Raw genomic sequence first — 16,337 nt, forward strand, 5'->3', positions numbered from 1 at the left:
CATGTCGACCATCATCATGTCGCAGTGCTGGCCGCTGCAGGGCCTGAGCGTCACGCAGAAGGCGGTATTGATCTCGCTGGCTGACCAGGCCAACGACGATGGCGTGTGCTGGCCAGCAGTTGGCACCATCGCCGCGCGCTGCTGCATGTCGCCGCGCGCTGTCCGCACCGCCATGGATCATCTGGAAGTCGTGGGCCTACTGACCCGCGACCGCAGGTTCAACAGCAGCACTGTCTACAACGTCACCCCGGCCAAGTTCGACAAGGCCGCAGCGCCATCGAAGGGCACTCGCAAGACCGGAAAAGCTGGTACTGCATCGGGCGCAGGTGCTGCGCCCCGCGCAGGGGGTGCGCCCGATTCAGGTGGGGATGCGCCCCGTGCAGGTGGGGATGCAGCGGGCGCAGGTCTGGAGGTGCGCCCCGTGCCGCCTAACCGTCATATAACCATCAATGAACCGTCAGAAGAACCGTCATTTCCGGCGGGCCTGTCGGCCGCGCCGCCGGTGGTGGATCCGGAAACGGCACTGCAGGTCGCATGCAAAGCGACATGGGCGGCATACGCCAGCGCCTACCGCATCCGGCACGGCGTGGCGCCGGTCCGCAACGCGAAGGTCATCGCCACACCCACGCTCACCATCCAATGGGACGCCGCAGACAAGGCAATTGCCTACGACGTGGAATGGAAGCGCGACGATCTCAACTGGGTGCGCCAAGGCCGGGTGGCCACGGCCAGCATCGATATACCGGGCATTTACGCCGGTCAGTACCTGGCCCGCGTGAGAGCGGTGAATGCACTGAATGCGGTGTCGATCCCGGCAACGAGCGTGCTGACCGACATCCGCGGCAAGACGGAGCCGCCGCCGGCGGTGGCGTCGCTGACCACGACGCCGATCGTTTTCGGTATTCGACTGGATTGGGCATTCCCGCCAGGGGCAACCGATACGCAACGGACCGAGATTTGGCGCAGCACTGGACCAAATCGCGAGACGGCGGTGAAGCTCGGCGACTATGCCTATCCGCAGAATCGTCTGCAGCTGGACGGCTTGGCCGCCGGTGCGCGCTTCTACTTCTGGGCGCGGCTGGTAGATCGGACCGGGAACATTGGCCCGTGGTATCCGACGGGCGCAGGGGTGATGGGCGAGGCGAGCACCGATGTCGCTGAGTACGAGGAGTACTTCCGGGGCAAGATCGTGGAGAGCTCGCTGGGCCAAGATCTGCTTGCCAAGATCGAAAGCACAAGCTCGCTGGTGCCGCTGATCTGGGCGGAAGATGCCACATACGAGCCGGGGCAGACCGTTGTCTACAACGGCAAGATCTGGCTGTGGCAGGGCCCTGAGGATGGAAACGAGCAGCCGCCTGGCACGAAGTGGCAGAACGTAGGCGACGCCCTCTCCGAGGCCGGCGCGTTGGTCGGGCGAATGGACCGCGTCGAGATGGATATCGGCGAACTGGACGGCAAAGTCACGGCGCAAGGCCAGAAGATCGACGGTATCTTCGCCCAGGTGGACGCTCGGGGCGCGGGTGACACCGACGGTGGTGCAGGTGACACGAACGCCTATGCCGGGTCCTACAGTATCCAGGCGGTGGCGGCGATGGATGACTATGCCCAGTCCAAGCGCACTGACACGGTGGAGGCAAAGGTCGGCGAAACGCAGGCGATGGTGCAGCAGACCTCGCAGGCCTTGGTCGACATCAACGGCAAGATCAGCGCGTCGTGGAACCTGAAGCTGCAGATTGCGGCCAATGGGCAGTACTACGCCGCCGGCATGGGCATAGGCATCGAGAACCAGCCCGACGGCAGCTATCAGAGCCAGGTTCTCTTTACCGCGGATCGCTTTGCGTTCGTGAACCTTGTCAATGGGCAGCTGACCACTCCCTTCGTCATCCAGGGCGGGCAGACCTTCATCGGCCAGGCCTTGATCGGTACGGGTTGGATCACCACGGCCAAGATCGCGGACGCTGCAATTACCAACGCCAAGATCAGTGGAACCATCCAGTCGGACGACTATGTTCAGGGCCAGACAGGGTGGCGAATCAACAAGGCAGCCGGCGGTGGATTCGAATTCAACGGTACTGTCGCCGGTGGGTATCGCCTGAACATCACCAACCAAGGCGTCTACATCTACTACCCGAACGGCAACCCAGCCGTTGAACTTGGAGTGCTGCTGTAATGGCCGACGTTGGGCTGAGGGTGAGGAGCGAGAGCGGGTACGTGGAGACGTCGGTCACCACCAAGCTGTCGAAGATGATCGGCTCGTACACGTTCCCGCTCTACAGCCCTGTGAACTCAAACAACAAGTGGATCGCTCCGCCCGAGGCAAACGGGGGGCTCATCGTCAACGACTTCTTGGGCGGCGAGCCCTTCTACTACTTCACATGCGAAGGGCAGAAATCGGTGTACGGGATGCTCGTGCCGTCGGTGACGATATCGGGTAACAGCATCGTCTGGACCTGGGAGCCTGACGTGGTGAACTACCACGTCAGGATGGAAATGTTCCCAAGCCAGCCTACCTCGAACACCGTCGGCGGCATCACGCTTCACTACGGGGTGTACAGTTGATGGCTGTGGGACTGCGCGTACGTAATCAGGGCACCGGGCAGATCCAGATCGGGCTCGGCTATCGCAACCTGCAGCTGGCCAAATCGGGGACGCTCAACACAGGCACGTTCTCCGGCGGCGCGACCGGTGGATCGCCGCCGTTTGGTTCGTGGTCGCCGGGTGGTGTTCTTGCATCAACGAACGGAACGACGAACCTCCACGTCTGCCGATACATCAATGATGCTGTTTCGACCAATACAGGATTCACCCTGGTTCAGAGCGGGGTTACGTGCAACGTGTACGCCTCCAACGCGGCACCGAACAAGGTGCTCGAGTACTACACGTTCAGCGCCGCCGAGCGCGCAGCGACCGGGCCGGTTGGGTTGCGCATGCGCGACGAGAACGGCACGGTGTTCTATGACTCAAGGCGAAAGGGACTGCGCGTTCTCCAGCTGGTTCCGCTGCCAACGGTGCCCGGACCTCCCATTGAAATCGGCCAGTTCTTTCCAGGCACAAAGGTCGGAATTGCAATCCCGTCACCGCGGTTCTACTACAACTCGGTATCGCAGGACCGATGCACCATGACGGCCGACCATTTCCACATGACCAGCGACAACCGAATCTTCATTTCAAGATTGCAGGTCTCCCAACAGACGCTGATCACCAACACCTTCCCGGTTGGCGGCGTAACGATGGGGCCTCAGAACGCGTCGATCTTCATCGTGGACCTGACCGAGGTTCCGCTGGGGTTCGGTTGACGGCAGGCCCATCACGCCGCCACAACACCACCTGCGGCCAGATTGCGGCCATGTGCCATTGCACCCGCGCAAATCGAAGTTGTACCAGAAGCTCATCGGCGCGGCCGCAAATGATCATCTATTGCGAAGGAGCGACGCAACGCTCGCCACGCTAGCCGCCTTTGATTCTGACAGTGTTTGCAATGCCCGACGCTTCCTAGCGGGCTGTCCCGCGGTTGCCTCGCGTGCGACATGAACTTCATACTCACGGGCATTGGCGTCCAGTGCCGTAGCCAGTACGCATGAGTCGGCAGTCATGCCGCTTAACCAGAGACGACGCACACCCAACTTGGCCAACAAGATTGGTAGTGGGGTCGCGAGGAACGCTGAGTGCTTTGGCTTTAGGACAAAGTAGTGATCAGGTTTTGGTGACAAGAGTTTGGCGATACGTGCTGAAGGGCCGCCATTCCTCAGGCATTGAGCGACTTGCTGTTGGAAATCCAGCTTCCAGTCTGAAAAGTTGTCGTTTGCGTAGATCACCGGCCAGTTGTTTGAATCGCAGTGTTCCCGTAGGCGAAGGATCTCTGTCGCAGCTTTTACAGCGATCGGCGCTAGGCGCGCTGCTTCGGGGAAGTCAAAGCGGCTGAACATGTCGATGATCAGCAATGCCGTATTGCCTGGCGATCTCTCCAAGGTCAGTCTCCAGTTTGAGCGTGCGGCGCATGTACGGGCTTCGATTGCGGCGAGTCCTTTTGGCGAAGAAAGATCGTCAGCACCACCAAGGATAGGACGGCCAGAAATTCACTCTGCCAGTTCTGCATTGACTCGAACCAGAAGGTGCTGCTGCCCAGATGCTCTAAGAAGCTGGGGGGCTGCCTTCCAATCAGCTGCTCTTCCACTTGCTCAGCACGCCAGCTTCCGACTGCGTGAAGACTGAAGCTAATGAGGAATAGCGCACCAAAGGCTATTGCAAGAGAGTGGCCGTAAAGGGTCTTCCACAATCCCCCTCGTCGGACTGGCCAGGGCGTAGGCCCCGCTTCCACCCGTTCTTCCTCTTGTGCCGGATCCAAGGGGCGCGACTCTGCCGACCCGTGCTGTCGCAGCGAGACCGTCAGGAGTACATACATTCCCATCTGAAGGAACTCGCTTTCCCAGTTCTCAAAAGTGGCACTAATGAAGTGACCGCTGGCAACGTAGCTCCAGAGATCCAGTGGCGCCCGGCCGTGCTCAATGAGATCTTGATTGTGTACGTTGAGGCCAGTTGCTATCTGCCCTCCGATGAACAAGAGAGTTAAGCCGAGCAGAACCAAGGACAACCCATTTCGTCGCCACATGTCACACCTTTAGCCCAGTTTTCGAACGCAATCGAAGATGAGCCTACGAGATCTCAATAGCCGTTGCGGTGAACTTCAAGCATGTAGCAGGTGATGATTCCTAGCCCCGATGGCCGCAGGTAGGGTCAGGGTCAGGACGTTCATAGTCTTCAGGCGCAGCCTTGGGCCCGCCGCCGTCCTCGGGCATGTCGTGCTCTTTCCACTTGGCCTTATCATTGCGACGCACGTCAGGTGTATGGGCTTTTGATGCATCGTCAACGTCGGTCGTCGGGTTGAACGGAAGTTCGTCCTGCAGCCTTTTCTCGTTCATTGTACGTGCTCCAAAAGAGGGGGCACCTGCATCTGCTTTGGCGCGGTGCTTTGCTTGCGAAACTTGGCGGCGTAGCGACCGCCACGCCGCCATGCAGGCTCACGCTGCTTCGGCAGCCTTCTGGTTGCCGCCGCCCTTGGCGATCATGGTCAGTTTTTCGTCCGTAGCCTTTTCTTCTTCGAGCGTCTCGAGCAGGAGGGGTAGAGCATCTTTGTAGCCCAGCTGCTTGGCCAGTGCGGCAATAGTGCCGTAGGAAGCTATTTCGTAGTGTTCGACCTTCTGTGCGCCGCCGATCAGCGCGGCGTCCCGAACGGGCCCCTCCTCGATGGAGTCAATGATCTCTTTCCCTTCCTCAATCAACCCTTCCATCGCTGCGCACTTGATGCGCTTCAGGCGGATGCCGAGGACTTCAACTACCTGATCGATGCGTTCGATCTGGCCCTGCGTCTCGTCCAGATGAAGTTCGAAGGCCGCGGCCAGGTCGGGGTTGCTGGATGCCCTGGCCAAGCGCGGGAGCGCCTTGGTGAGCTGCTTCTCCGCGCTGTAGATGTCGGACAGTTCGTGAATGAACAGATCTTCAGCAGTTTTGATTGCCATCGCTTTTCTCCAAAGGAATGGAGGCGACAGGCTATTGGAGAAGGTGTTAGGACAGTTGCAAACCATGTGACCCTAATGTGAGTTCGCCGGCCCCCCCCCCAAATGCTCTTCATCGGTTGAGCGCTTCATCAGCTTTGGGTCGGCTTGGGGAGGTGAGATTTCGCCGCCGCTATCTCAACTTCTGGCATGTCCCAAGCTGTGATCGCATTCGACCAACCTAGCGTTGCTCACAGCCTGTCGCGCCCCGCATTTACCGCAGGTCAGAACCGTCCCTCCCGCGATGCGCTCGATTCTCTTGTCCAATCGAGTGACATGGTGGCATCGGTTGCATCGAATTGTGATCGAGTTCACGTGGCCGATTCGGGCGTCATCAGCGCCGTAGTCCAAAGCGAGTATGTAGAAGAGTCCGGTGTCAGGCATTGGTAGGGCTCCTAGTGACGCGTCCACGAATTCAGTTTCGCGCGTTCCTGAACTGTTGTGTTTTCAACCTGCACATCACTTTATTCTTCGGCAAGCCTTGATAGGGTGTAGAGCCCCGCAAGGAGATGCCCCTATGCCTATCCGAGCCGTGGTGTACGCGAGTGAGGCGGTCGCAGAGATCGTTGCAGATGGATTGGGCCAGACGGAAGGAAGGCTGTGCTCCATCATTGACGACGCCGCCCGCTTCAACCGAGACGCTGGCGTAACTGGCGTACTTCTCTTCGATGGCGAGCGCTTTCTGCAGTATCTGGAAGGACCGGAAGATGGCCTAGCCGTTGCTTATTCCAGGGTGGTGGGTGCAAGCAGCCACTCCGGCCTCGTAGAGTTGCAGCGAGGAAGGGTAGGGCGTCGGCGATTGCCATTCTGGCCAATGCGGTGGCTACCGGTCGAATCGCAAGAACTTGCTCGGATGGCGAGTGCTGACTGGACCAGCTTCTTCCAGCGAGGAGATGCGACCGCTCCCAACGCTACGGGAATGGATCTGTTGCAGGTCGCGGTCCAGCAACAAGTCGCGGTGATCGGCTAGGGCGGTGCCCCGCTGGTTCGTTGACCCGGTTGCGGCGGCGTCAATCAAGGAGCTCCAGCGCGCTAATTGATTCCGTTTGCGAAAGAGGCGTCGCATGATGCTTCAATCTGATCGGTCAGGACCGCCAGTGCCTGCTGCAGCGCGGCCTTGTAGACGGCTCCGCCCTCGGTTGCATGTTTCTCCTCAATTCCAGGAAGCAACTGCGTCCAGATCTTTGACAGGGCTCCGGGTTCGGGATGTGCTATGACAGTTGCCCGAAGGCCGTACTCGAATGTTTTCAGATAGCCGCGGTGCGCTTCTAGGTCTGCTTCGCAGGCTTCAAGTCGTTGGAGAATTTCTGCATCTGTTGCTCGCATGACGGACCTCTGGACAGGTGGCTGAATAGCGGAGATAGTCAGCGCGGGCCCTTCGGCATGCGCTATGAGCATCCTCAACGTTCTTCTACGTGCTGACCAGCTCTTGGTAGCTGTGGACACTCTGGCAGAAGACGCCTTTACCGGAGTTCCATCTGCTGGGGCAAAGCTGCTGCTGATCCCACAGCACAACCTGGTCTTGGCCACTCGCGGATCTACTCAATTCTTCCTTCGCATATACGAGTTGGCGCTGCAGGCGAGCTTCCGGGCGGACTTCACGATGGAGCAACTGATGGCAGAGCTGGGGCTGGTGATCGACAAGCTTTGGCCCGCTTATGAGAAAGCGGCCATTGAGGCCGGCCTACCTCGATCTGCTCTCGGTACGGAGCTCGTCCTCGGTGGTTGGTCGGCGAAGAACGGGCGAATCGCGGCAACGGCCTATGCCAAACACGACAGTGCGATCCCTGCAATTGTCCAACCTCTGGATGGAGGGCTGGCGTCTCCGGGCGAGCCGTTGGAAGGCATCCCTGACAGTTTCGAGCTCGTAGACGTGCTGGCTGCGGGTCGGCTACAGGCGGCCTGGCTCAATCGGGCTGTTGGCCGCCAGGTCGCGGGTGGCAGGCTTCTGGTTGCGACGCTGAGTGAAAGTCGAGCGGTGGTTGAGGACCTAGGGTCGCTTTAGATCCTCGGGGACGATGCCCGCGAGAGCAAGTGTGCGATTCGCAGCATTTGCGGCCGCCAGCCTTATCCTTGCGGCCTTGCCTGTTCCCGCCAACTTCTGCTGTACTGCTCGCTCTGCCAGCCTGCCCGACAAGCCGCTGATGGTGGTTGCGTACGAAGGGAGGCTTTGTCTCAGCGCGTGGACGAACATGGCTGGTTGCGTCATCGGACCTGCGCCGCCTGCGGGAAAGTGGCTGACGGTGCTGCTACATAGGTGCTCGCAGCACTTGGCGCACTCGTGTTGTACTGGTTCCACGCAAAAACGCAGCTGCTAGCCGAACTGCATCATCGCTACAGCGGTCGTTGCGCAAGGCGCGGACTAGGCGACCGGGTGTGAAGCCAGTCCAGCTAACCAAGTCATGAGTCGCATGCGCCTGATCGGTGTAGCCATGAAGCGTGGCGGCTGCAGCGATGTCCGTTGCTTCAGCATCGAGTGTGCGTAGAAGCGCCTGTAGACGGCGCACGCGGGCGTACTCCTTTGGAGTCAAGCCAACTGCAGCGAGAAAGCGAACCTGCAGGCTGCGCGGTGAGATATCAAGCTGTCGTGCCAGCTCATTTATGCGTAGATCGCCTTCCAACGTATCCAGCTTGACGATAGCCTGTTCAATCAAACTATCCAGGCTGAAACTTGCACAGCGTTCCCGCAGCAGATCCCATAGCGGCTGCTGGGAGCCAGCAGTGGCGCACGTACGCGCGGCGGCACCGAACTTCAGGGCGAAAGCTGCGTCGAGGGTGTGCAGGTCAGGAGCATGGTCACGAAGTCCGGGGAGCCGACGGCCGGCCACCAAGGCGCTCGCGGTTGGTTGCAATCGCACGCCGATGCAGAAGATCGTACCTCCCGCTTGTAACCGGATCGGGCCAGATTGCTGGGCGGCGAAGCACAGCGGTTGATCCGAACGGATTTGTCCATCTACACCTCGCAGGCGCAGGGGAACGCCAAGCTCTGCCAGCAGCTCGCAACGGCCATCTGGATAGATGACCTGTACGTCCTCCTCGGGAGCATCGTCTCGTAGCAGCCAGAGGCATTGCACGTAACGGCGCAGATCGCTGGGAGGCGTGTGCTCAATATAGTCCATAGGCAATCGAACCCCATCCTGCGCTTTTTTACAAGCATCCCTCTGAGGTCGTCAGCTATTTTGGGCCAGTCAATTCAGGCGGAGGGGAAGATGAGCATGAAAGCGATGATGATAGGTGCAGGCTTGATGCTTGGGGATACGTCCGCAGCAGCGTCGATCGAGTTCGACTGGCTGAGTGGCCATTGGTGCGGTCGTGATGCGGAACGGAGGATCGACGAGGTGTGGCTCCCCGAGGCCGGAGGCGCATTGCTGGGGATGTCACGTACGCTGAATCGCGGCGTCTTGGAGTCGTACGAATTCATGCGCCTTGTGCCCGCGGGGCAGCATGTCGGTCTCCACGTACAACCAAATGGCGTGACGCCGGTCGTATTTGCCATCTCTGAGTCTGGAGTGGATTGGGTGGTGTTTAAGAACCAGGCAAATGACTTCCCGAACAGAATCGAATATCGGCGCAATGGAGTGTCGTTGACTGCCACCATCTCTGGTCCCGGAGAGGATGAAGAAAGACTAGAGGTCGCATTTGACTACCGGCGATGCGATGGGTGACAGAAGGAAAGTCGTGGGTCCTGTGCTGCATCCGCCCGGCTTGATACAGCCAAGTGTCGAATTCAGGAAGAGCGCCAGTGCGCCCCGCGTCTGTCTGAGGCGACTTCCGGTGCGACGGCGCGTGTCAAATAGAGGCGCTTGAGCAGCGCCGCGCCGGGACGCATCTCGAACGATTCAGACACGTCGCAGCCACGTTCGCAGGATCTGCGACGGCCAGCCTTATCCTTCCGGCCATGCTTCCCTCACCCGGCTACCAAGGTTTCCGTGCCGCCCCGACCCCCTCTGGCTGGGTGGAGCAGAGCGGGCGCTGGGATCTGTGGTGGAACGGTCGGTCGGTGGCTCACGTAGTGGCCGATGCCCAGCATGGCGTCGGGCTCTGCATGAAGGGCCAGAAGATGTGGCAGACCAAGAGAGGCAGGGCGGCCAGCATCGCGCAGGGCAAGCGCTACGCCGAGCGGTGGTGCGCGGCCAGGCTCTACCCCGAGCTGAGGCTGCGGGAAGCGGTAGCCCGGCTGGTGGACAGTACGCCCACCGAGCTGCCGCCGCCGATGCCAGGTCTGCCCCAGACACCTGAGCAGCTGCAACAGGCCCGCCGCTTGGCTGAGGCCGGGACGACGGAGCTGGAACGGGTCAAGGAAGCGCTGGAGCCGCGCAGGCCGCCGGTCGCTAAGCTCATGGCGAAGGACGCGACGAAAGCATGGGCAAGGGCGGGGAGGGGGCGGCTCTCCCGATAGGCCAGGTGAAAAGCCCCCCTGTCGCTGGGTTGGGTACGGGCTGACTGCTGCCTCATCCATCACGCTGCCGCAACGCGGCCCGCGGCCCGCAGCCAGATTGCGGCCATGTGCTATTCCGTCTCCCGGCCGGTTGAGGGCGGTCTCAGAATGATCGGCACTGAATCCCCAGCAGTCGCCGGGGAAAAGACGCCCGGTAGCGAAGAAGCTCCGGGCGTCTTTGAGTTTGGCTCAAGGGTCAGTGACCGAATCCGCAATCGACATAGCCCGTATCGATCGTTTGGCAGAGGCTTACGCCATGTACCGATGAGCAACCGGTCGAAGTGCCAGGAACTACGGAGCAGGTATCTCCACCAAAGCCGCCACCGCCACCATCGCCTTCAGACCCGCCACCGCCGCCCATGCCGCCGCCAGCACCGCCGCCCGGGGAGGACGTTTGAGGCGTCGGCGGCCCCCCCAGATAACTGTTGCTGTTGGTCATTGTGTAGGTGACGCATGAGCTTCCGTTGCAGACAATGATTTTATCCCCTGGTACAACAACGATCTGCGTCCAAACAGCGATTGTGTGCCGGACGTCCCAAGCCCACGCGTCGAGGAACGTCTGTGTTCCCGGGCCCGGCATTGGACTTTCTAGATTGCAGCCGGTGCACGCCAGCGGACCATATGTCTGTCCTCCTTCGGTTGCTTTGGCGTAGAGAACCCAGCCGCAAATCACGACGAGTGCGATCGATAATGCTGTAGTAGTGAAGCTGCGATACATCTAGAAACTCTCCTTGTTATTGGCAGCAGCCTTTATAAATTGCATCGGCACGGCTGATGGCCGCCTGCTGCTGAGCGGAACTCAGTTCGTTCTTGTACATGCCGAGCAATTTGTCCGAGAACGCCGAAGGCATTGCCCTTTTCGCCGCAAGATAGTAGGCGTAGGCCTCGGTTGGATTCTTCTCGACGATTATTCCGTTGGTGTTTGCACGGCCAAGCGCGACTAGGGCGTCAACGCTGCCCTGACTCGCTGCGGTGTTGAGGAATGACGCAGAATTCTGCTTCCATTCAATCACCGCTTCGGGGTTCTGGATGGCTGAGGCCGAGCCGCCGAATGCGGATTCGGTATCAGCGGCATATAGGAGCATGGCTTCTACGGAGCCCTGCTTCGCTGCTTTCAGCAGCCACTTCCCAGGAGGGGACAGGTCCGAGTCCTTCAGCAGTAAGGAGCACTCCTGCAGTCGTCGCTCAGACGATCTGAGCGCGGCTTGCTGGTCTGATTGATTTGCGAGCAATCTTGCAGACTGGAGCTCGCCGGGGGATCCTGCGTTCCTGCAGTCCAGAGCGGCTAGATATATCTCGTAGGAAGCGGTGCTATCGCCGGAGTCAGAAGCACCTAACCGAGAGAGGATGAACTCTTTCGCGTCACCTCTTGGACGGAATTCCCCATTCCGTGAGATAGCGAATGCCCTCGTTCCCAGTGGCTGGACAAATTTGGGGTCAAGCTTCTTCTGGGAAATGAGAGCTGGGTAGGAACTCAGCGCATGCCTATCCGTTGTTGCGGAAGAACTGTCGCCGCCTTGAACGTTCTCAGACTGGGGGGCGCGAGTGGAGCTGTTCATGGAGAGCGCGATGACACATGCCACGGCAAGAAGCACAACAAGACTTGCGGCCAAAATTTTTCTCATGTTCATGCCGGCATATTTGAATGACTTTGTGAATGGTTGCTTAATTGAATGTCTCAGCGAGTTGGCAATGCGTCAATCGGGAGAGTGCTCGCCTCTATGTAGGGAATTTCCGACGCTCAACCGGGTGGAGCCTGAGCAGCGCCGCGCCGGCACTTTCCCCGAACGATTCAGGCAGGCCGCTGCCGCGTTCGCAGGATCTGCGACGCCCGGTCGTATGCTCCCGGCCATGCTTCCCTCGCACGGCTACCAAGGTTTCCGCTCAGCACCACCACCCTCTGGCTGGGTCCAGACCGGGGAGCGGTGGGTGCTGTGGTGGAATGGCCGCGAGGTTGCAGCGGTGGAGCTGGATCGTCGCCCAGGCGTGCGACTCTGGATGGAAGCCCAGAAGATGTGGGACGTGAAGGAAGTGCGCGCGGCAAGCGTTCGACAGGCGAAGCGCTACGCTGAGCGTTGGTGCGCCGCGAGGCTTTGTCCGGGCGTCCCGCTGCGGCAAGCGGTCGCTCTGCTGACCGACAGCACCCCGATCCAGCTGCCGCCGCCGATGCCGGGCCTGCCGCCGACCCGCGAGCAGCAGCAACAGGCGCGGCGCTTGGCCGAGGCTGGGACGACGGAGCTGGAACGGGTCAAGGAAGCGCTGGAGCCGCGCTGGTCGCCGGCAGTGGCCAAGCCTAGGGCGAAGGGATATAGCTAAACACGGGGCGTTGTGGGTGCGGACGCAATGTTCCAGCAGAACGGTTCTTCAAGGCGGGTACGCTGCCCGCTCACTCGGAGGCTGCTGCACTCAGGCGCGCGCATGACTGTGAAAGGCCTGTGATATAAGCTCCCTAATCCAAGGAAAGGGAGGGGGAAATTGAGCACTTCATACAATGTCATCAGCAACGTTCTGCACCATATCGACGCGGAGACGGGGACGTGTAACGAGATTGTTATTGAGGTCGGAGCCGAGGCCTTGCAGAACTATTTGAAGGATCTTCTTTTTGAGATCCAGCAAAGGCCGCAGAAGCGTGAATTCAGAATGGCGTCGACTACTACTGAGTTCGCCACCGCACTCTCAAACTTTTTTGAGGTGCGTAGCTTGGTAAATGATGAGGTGGCAAGTCCGGCCGCCTCAAGTCTCGCTGCTAGGCTTCTGCGCATTGAAGAGGCGACTGAGAAGAAGTACGGGCATCTCAAAAAAGATAGAAGGTTGCTAAATAAAGGCAGCTTCCTGCAGTTTGTATTTGAGGGGCATGATGGGCTCCATTACCTTGGTGTAAAGGTCGAGCATCAATTCTTCTTGGACGAGTCCGACTTCTCCAGGCGAGCCGGCATTGGTGAGTCGCATAAAATATACAAAGCGTGCAAAGTTTCCTTTGACGAGGTCGGAAATGTTGCGAGTGCTTTGGTGTTTGATACTAATTCCAGTCCCTCGGCCTATTGGTGGAATGACTTCTGGGAAATGGTCGAGGTTCGGACGGATTCATATAACACAAACATCGCAATTTCGGCGGTTGTGAAGGCGCTAGGGCCACTAAAAAAGGTTGCGCCAGCTGACTATACGGTTCTTAGAAACGCATCTGTGGCCGCTTTCAAGCGAGTCGGTGATATGGATTTCGATGCGTTCGTTTCTGATGTGATAGAGGGGTACGAGCTTTCAGAAAAGGCTGCATCCAGTAAGTTCAAGGACATAGTTAAGAAGATTAAAGAGTTGCCCGCCACAAGAAAATTCGATAGTCATTTTACATTGGTCCCTTCTAGTGTTTCATTTAAGAAACTTACCCTTCCGTTGACGGGTGAGATTTCGGTGACATTTAATGAAGATATTTCCAATATAGATGATAAAATATGGTCGTCGTCGACCGTTGATGGAAAAGGCGTTGTGATTGTTGAGGCGGACAAGTCTGCTCTTTCTAGATTTAAGTACAAGCCCATGGGGTGAAGTCGTGTTTAAGGCCTTTGCGAGTGAATTGTTTGGCGGTAGCCTGAAGAGCGAAGAGCGCTTGGATGCCTTTTCGTTTTTTGGCAGTTTGGACGTGCCTTCACTCGGCGATGATCTCATCCCAAGGATGGAGGGTCTATTGAGTTTGGCGGGCCAGATTTCAAGTCGGGATAAGTTTGAGCTGCACGTCGAAATCGATGGCGACGAGCCCTTGGTTATTAAGGATAATAGCCAAGGTAGCTTCGACGCAATGCGCGCGCATTTGGTCGAGGTTGAGTCGGGATCTGAAGTGGATGTGCGGTTCAATGTCATCAAGGGAAAAGGGCTTGGGTGGGTTTCTGTGTACAGCCAGGAAGATTTGGCTAGTCACTGGTCAGGGCAAGCGCTGCGCGTAGCCATTGATGCTCTATGGACTCGTTTCGATGACGGAATTAAATTTGAGTGCTTTGAGGAGACCTCATGGTTTGGTTCTTCGTCGATAGGCTTCTATCCGCGTGGAAGTTTTAAGTCTCGAAATCCTGCCGTCGAGCATAGGGGTGGCGAGTTGGCGGTTTTTAAGGAGAACTGCTACGTGCAAGGGCTTGGCGGGGGATGGATTCCCTCGGATTTCTGGCTTACGGCACGCTCGAAGGTGTCGGGAATTAATGATTTTTTTGATCGCGTAGCATCCATCCTTTGTGTTGCATTTCTCGCTAACTCCTCGAATTTCGATGCATCTGGAAACCTTGACTATCGTCTAGTCGGTTATAAATCTATTTCTGGTTCGATTAATTCCGCTGTTGCGTCACCTGCTTTGTCATTGCTGTATAAGATATACGAGTGGGCCTACGGTCCTGGTGCGAGTTCGGACAGAATTGGTCTCGCTAGGAATGTAATTTCACTCCATGTTGATGACGTTGCGGAGGTCACAAATAAAAGTGGCGTATGGGGTGCCATTCAGTCTAATTATCAGATCTATCTGAAGGGTAACATTTCGGCTTACCTAGAAGTTAAAAGTAGGATTGCCGAGCTTCTGGTGGATGCCTCTACGAAAGCTCATGCGACAGCTCAAAATCTTGTCGTGGCCCTTAAGGGTGGCGTCGCCACGATGGCGGCATTTATTTTGGGTGTTGTGGTAGTTAACGGAGTCAAGGACTCAGGTGTTGAGAAATTCTTTTCTTCCGCCTATTTAATGATTCTTTTAGTGGTAATTGTTGTTTTCACGATTTGGCTGGAGCATGAGGTTCGCTCGGCTCGGCGAACCCTCAGTGACTCGGAGTTGGCCTTTGAGGAGATTCTGACGGGTGGTTATTCTAAAATACTTCACGCTTCCGAGATTCGTGAGAGTTTGAATCCCATTGCAGACCGGAATCGGACGTTCTTAAACGACGAGGTTGTGAGAATTCGGCGCGTGTGGGCGATGATTTCGCTTGTTGTTGCTATTGCCTTTTCCGTTGGGTGCTTGTTCTATGTGCCGACTTCACCCCCTACGCCTAAGGCGCGTGATTTTATGTGCTATCTCGCAGAATCAGTGCCCCAGGAACGCGAGCGGCTGAAGGGCTGCTTGTGGCCAAAGTTCCAGGAAGGGGCTGGGATAGCTAAGTAAATTCTGCCTTTGAAAGCGCGAACTGTGCCCACGCATCCATTAGGGCGCGCCGCTTCTCTATCATCTTTCCTCGCTTGTAAGCTGCTTTGGCCTTGTCTCGAATTCGGTGGGCCAAGGCGGCCTCAGACAGGTCGTCAGAAAAGTTGGTGATCTCGCTGGCCCAGTCCTTGAAGGTAGATCTAAACCCATGGACGGTAATATGGCCGAAGCCCATGCGCTTCAGCAGCGCCAGCATGGCGTTCTCGCTCAGGGGTTCGCTGCTGAGGTCGTTCGGAAACAGTAGCTGCCTGCTCATACGCGGCCGCGCCAGCGCTAGTGCTGGCGCCGACAGAGGGATGGTGTGTTCGATCTTCCCCTTCATCCTGTTCCAGGGAACGGTCCACGTTCCGGCGGCAAGGTCTACCTCTCCTGTGGCAGCACCGAGCGTCATCCCGGTGCGTGCGGCGGTCAGAATCGTGAATTCCAGGGCCCGCGCTGCCTCCCCGTGCCGGGATCGCAACAAAGCCATAAAGTCTGGCAGTTCCGCGTAAGGCAGGGCGGGGAAGTTCTCGACCTTTGTCACCGCTGTAGGTTTCGGTAGGATCACTGCCAAATGGCCACGCCATCTCGCTGGATTTTCTCCGATTCGATTCTTCTGCACGGTTGCCGCGTCCAGCACGGCTTCAACGCGCTGCCGCACACGGCTGGCAGTCTCCGTTTTGGTGGCCCAGATAGGGCGCAGCACAGCCAGGACGTGATCGGTTTCGATGCGATCCACCCGCAGTTTTCCCAGTACTGGCCTGGCGTAAGTCTCCAGGGTGCTGGTCCACTGGCCGGCATGCTTTGGGTTGGTCCATCCGGCCTGACGCTCAGCGATGTAAGCAACGGCAGCCTCCCAGAACGTCGGGATGGAGGAGGTGGCCACCGCGGCTGCTCGCCGCCCGGCGAGCGGATCTTGCCCGGATTGAACCATCTTTCTTGCGGCGTCAGCCGCCGCCCGCGCATCGACCAGACTAATCACATGCAGCGGGCCAAGTCCCATCTCTGGGCGCCTCCCCTCGAAGCGATATCTGAACACCCAGCTCTTCGCCCCTGAGGCGGTGACCTGGAGGTACAAGCCGCCGCCGTCAGCGTGGTAGCCCGGATTGGTGGCCGTGGCCACCCGTCTCGCCGTCAGGCGATTGATCTTCAATCCCATTTCCTACCCATCCATGTACCCACCCGGCAGACGCGACTTCAC

At 58.4% G+C, this 16,337-nt stretch carries 19 protein-coding genes; 10 read left to right on the plus strand and 9 right to left on the minus strand.

Annotation, left to right across the window (positions count from 1 at the left end; all coding sequences use genetic code 11):
• The first annotated feature begins 1 nt into the window (after position 1).
• From WKB25_RS06950 to WKB25_RS06960, 3 genes are read left to right on the plus strand one after another with little or no spacing between them, the layout of a single operon-like run.
• Positions 2-2,170 carry a DUF1983 domain-containing protein gene (locus WKB25_RS06950; RefSeq protein ID WP_340569622.1) on the plus strand — a complete coding sequence of 723 codons (2,169 nt, stop codon included), beginning with the start codon at positions 2-4 and terminating at the stop codon, positions 2,168-2,170.
• Complete coding sequence (locus WKB25_RS06955) at positions 2,170-2,559, plus strand: hypothetical protein (RefSeq protein ID WP_340569623.1); 390 nt, start codon at positions 2,170-2,172, stop codon at positions 2,557-2,559. Before WKB25_RS06950 ends, WKB25_RS06955 begins: the two co-directional genes overlap by 1 nt.
• Entirely contained in the window at positions 2,559-3,296 is a 738-nt protein-coding gene (locus WKB25_RS06960) for a hypothetical protein (protein ID WP_340569624.1), read from the plus strand. Before WKB25_RS06955 ends, WKB25_RS06960 begins: the two co-directional genes overlap by 1 nt.
• Before the next feature lie 114 nt (positions 3,297-3,410).
• On the opposite strand, the gene WKB25_RS06965 is transcribed toward WKB25_RS06960, so the two are convergent.
• The 4 genes from WKB25_RS06965 to WKB25_RS06980 form a co-directional block, all read right to left on the minus strand.
• A complete protein-coding gene (locus WKB25_RS06965; protein ID WP_340569626.1) occupies positions 3,411-3,968 on the minus strand; it encodes an isochorismatase family cysteine hydrolase in 558 nt (185 codons plus the stop codon).
• Positions 3,969-3,970: 2 nt separating this feature from the next.
• Positions 3,971-4,609 (minus strand): DUF6766 family protein, encoded by a 639-nt coding sequence (locus tag WKB25_RS06970; RefSeq protein ID WP_340569628.1) that lies wholly within the window; start codon positions 4,607-4,609, stop codon positions 3,971-3,973.
• 100 nt (positions 4,610-4,709) lie between these two features.
• On the minus strand, positions 4,710-4,904 hold the full coding sequence (locus WKB25_RS06975; protein ID WP_340569803.1) for a hypothetical protein: 195 nt from the start codon (positions 4,902-4,904) through the stop codon (positions 4,710-4,712).
• A gap of 114 nt (positions 4,905-5,018) precedes the next feature.
• Positions 5,019-5,516 carry a ferritin-like domain-containing protein gene (locus WKB25_RS06980; protein ID WP_340569629.1) on the minus strand — a complete coding sequence of 166 codons (498 nt, stop codon included), beginning with the start codon at positions 5,514-5,516 and terminating at the stop codon, positions 5,019-5,021.
• A gap of 553 nt (positions 5,517-6,069) precedes the next feature.
• Here WKB25_RS06980 and WKB25_RS06985 point away from each other — a divergent pair.
• Positions 6,070-6,522 (plus strand): BLUF domain-containing protein, encoded by a 453-nt coding sequence (locus tag WKB25_RS06985; RefSeq protein WP_340569631.1) that lies wholly within the window; start codon positions 6,070-6,072, stop codon positions 6,520-6,522.
• Positions 6,523-6,584: 62 nt separating this feature from the next.
• Here the strand turns inward: WKB25_RS06985 and WKB25_RS06990 are convergent, their stop codons facing one another.
• On the minus strand, positions 6,585-6,878 hold the full coding sequence (locus WKB25_RS06990) for a hypothetical protein (protein ID WP_340569632.1): 294 nt from the start codon (positions 6,876-6,878) through the stop codon (positions 6,585-6,587).
• A gap of 64 nt (positions 6,879-6,942) precedes the next feature.
• Between WKB25_RS06990 and WKB25_RS06995 the strand changes: the two genes are divergently transcribed.
• A complete protein-coding gene (locus tag WKB25_RS06995) occupies positions 6,943-7,557 on the plus strand; it encodes a hypothetical protein (protein WP_340569634.1) in 615 nt (204 codons plus the stop codon).
• Between the two features lie 244 nt (positions 7,558-7,801).
• Here the strand turns inward: WKB25_RS06995 and WKB25_RS07000 are convergent, their stop codons facing one another.
• Complete coding sequence (locus WKB25_RS07000; RefSeq protein WP_340569635.1) at positions 7,802-8,671, minus strand: AraC family transcriptional regulator; 870 nt, start codon at positions 8,669-8,671, stop codon at positions 7,802-7,804.
• A gap of 90 nt (positions 8,672-8,761) precedes the next feature.
• Here WKB25_RS07000 and WKB25_RS07005 point away from each other — a divergent pair, with 90 nt between their 5' ends.
• Positions 8,762-9,217, plus strand: coding sequence for a DUF6265 family protein (locus WKB25_RS07005; RefSeq protein ID WP_340569637.1), 456 nt, complete (start codon positions 8,762-8,764; stop codon positions 9,215-9,217).
• A 347-nt stretch (positions 9,218-9,564) separates the two neighbouring features.
• The gene (locus WKB25_RS07010) at positions 9,565-9,951 is read left to right on the plus strand and encodes a hypothetical protein (protein ID WP_340569639.1); all 387 of its coding nucleotides are present in this window, start codon (positions 9,565-9,567) and stop codon (positions 9,949-9,951) included.
• A 235-nt stretch (positions 9,952-10,186) separates the two neighbouring features.
• Here WKB25_RS07010 and WKB25_RS07015 read toward each other — a convergent pair whose 3' ends face one another.
• Together WKB25_RS07015 and WKB25_RS07020 are read right to left on the minus strand one after the other, a co-directional pair.
• Complete coding sequence (locus tag WKB25_RS07015; protein WP_340569641.1) at positions 10,187-10,708, minus strand: hypothetical protein; 522 nt, start codon at positions 10,706-10,708, stop codon at positions 10,187-10,189.
• A 16-nt stretch (positions 10,709-10,724) separates the two neighbouring features.
• The gene (locus tag WKB25_RS07020; RefSeq protein ID WP_340569643.1) at positions 10,725-11,075 is read right to left on the minus strand and encodes a hypothetical protein; all 351 of its coding nucleotides are present in this window, start codon (positions 11,073-11,075) and stop codon (positions 10,725-10,727) included.
• 766 nt (positions 11,076-11,841) lie between these two features.
• Between WKB25_RS07020 and WKB25_RS07025 the strand changes: the two genes are divergently transcribed.
• The 3 genes from WKB25_RS07025 to WKB25_RS07035 all read left to right on the plus strand — a co-directional run bounded on the left by WKB25_RS07025 (position 11,842) and on the right by WKB25_RS07035 (position 15,118).
• Positions 11,842-12,306 (plus strand): hypothetical protein, encoded by a 465-nt coding sequence (locus WKB25_RS07025; RefSeq protein ID WP_340569804.1) that lies wholly within the window; start codon positions 11,842-11,844, stop codon positions 12,304-12,306.
• Between the two features lie 159 nt (positions 12,307-12,465).
• Complete coding sequence (locus WKB25_RS07030; protein WP_340569645.1) at positions 12,466-13,533, plus strand: hypothetical protein; 1,068 nt, start codon at positions 12,466-12,468, stop codon at positions 13,531-13,533.
• Between the two features lie 4 nt (positions 13,534-13,537).
• On the plus strand, positions 13,538-15,118 hold the full coding sequence (locus WKB25_RS07035; protein ID WP_340569647.1) for a hypothetical protein: 1,581 nt from the start codon (positions 13,538-13,540) through the stop codon (positions 15,116-15,118).
• Here the strand turns inward: WKB25_RS07035 and WKB25_RS07040 are convergent.
• Entirely contained in the window at positions 15,111-16,295 is a 1,185-nt protein-coding gene (locus WKB25_RS07040; protein ID WP_340569650.1) for an integrase arm-type DNA-binding domain-containing protein, read from the minus strand. The two genes, WKB25_RS07035 and WKB25_RS07040, sit on opposite strands and share 8 nt — an antisense overlap.
• Between the last annotated feature and the right edge of the window lie 42 nt (positions 16,296-16,337).

It is taken from the genome of Stenotrophomonas sp. G106K1 (assembly GCF_037969685.1).
Classification (GTDB): domain Bacteria; phylum Pseudomonadota; class Gammaproteobacteria; order Xanthomonadales; family Xanthomonadaceae; genus Stenotrophomonas; species Stenotrophomonas lactitubi.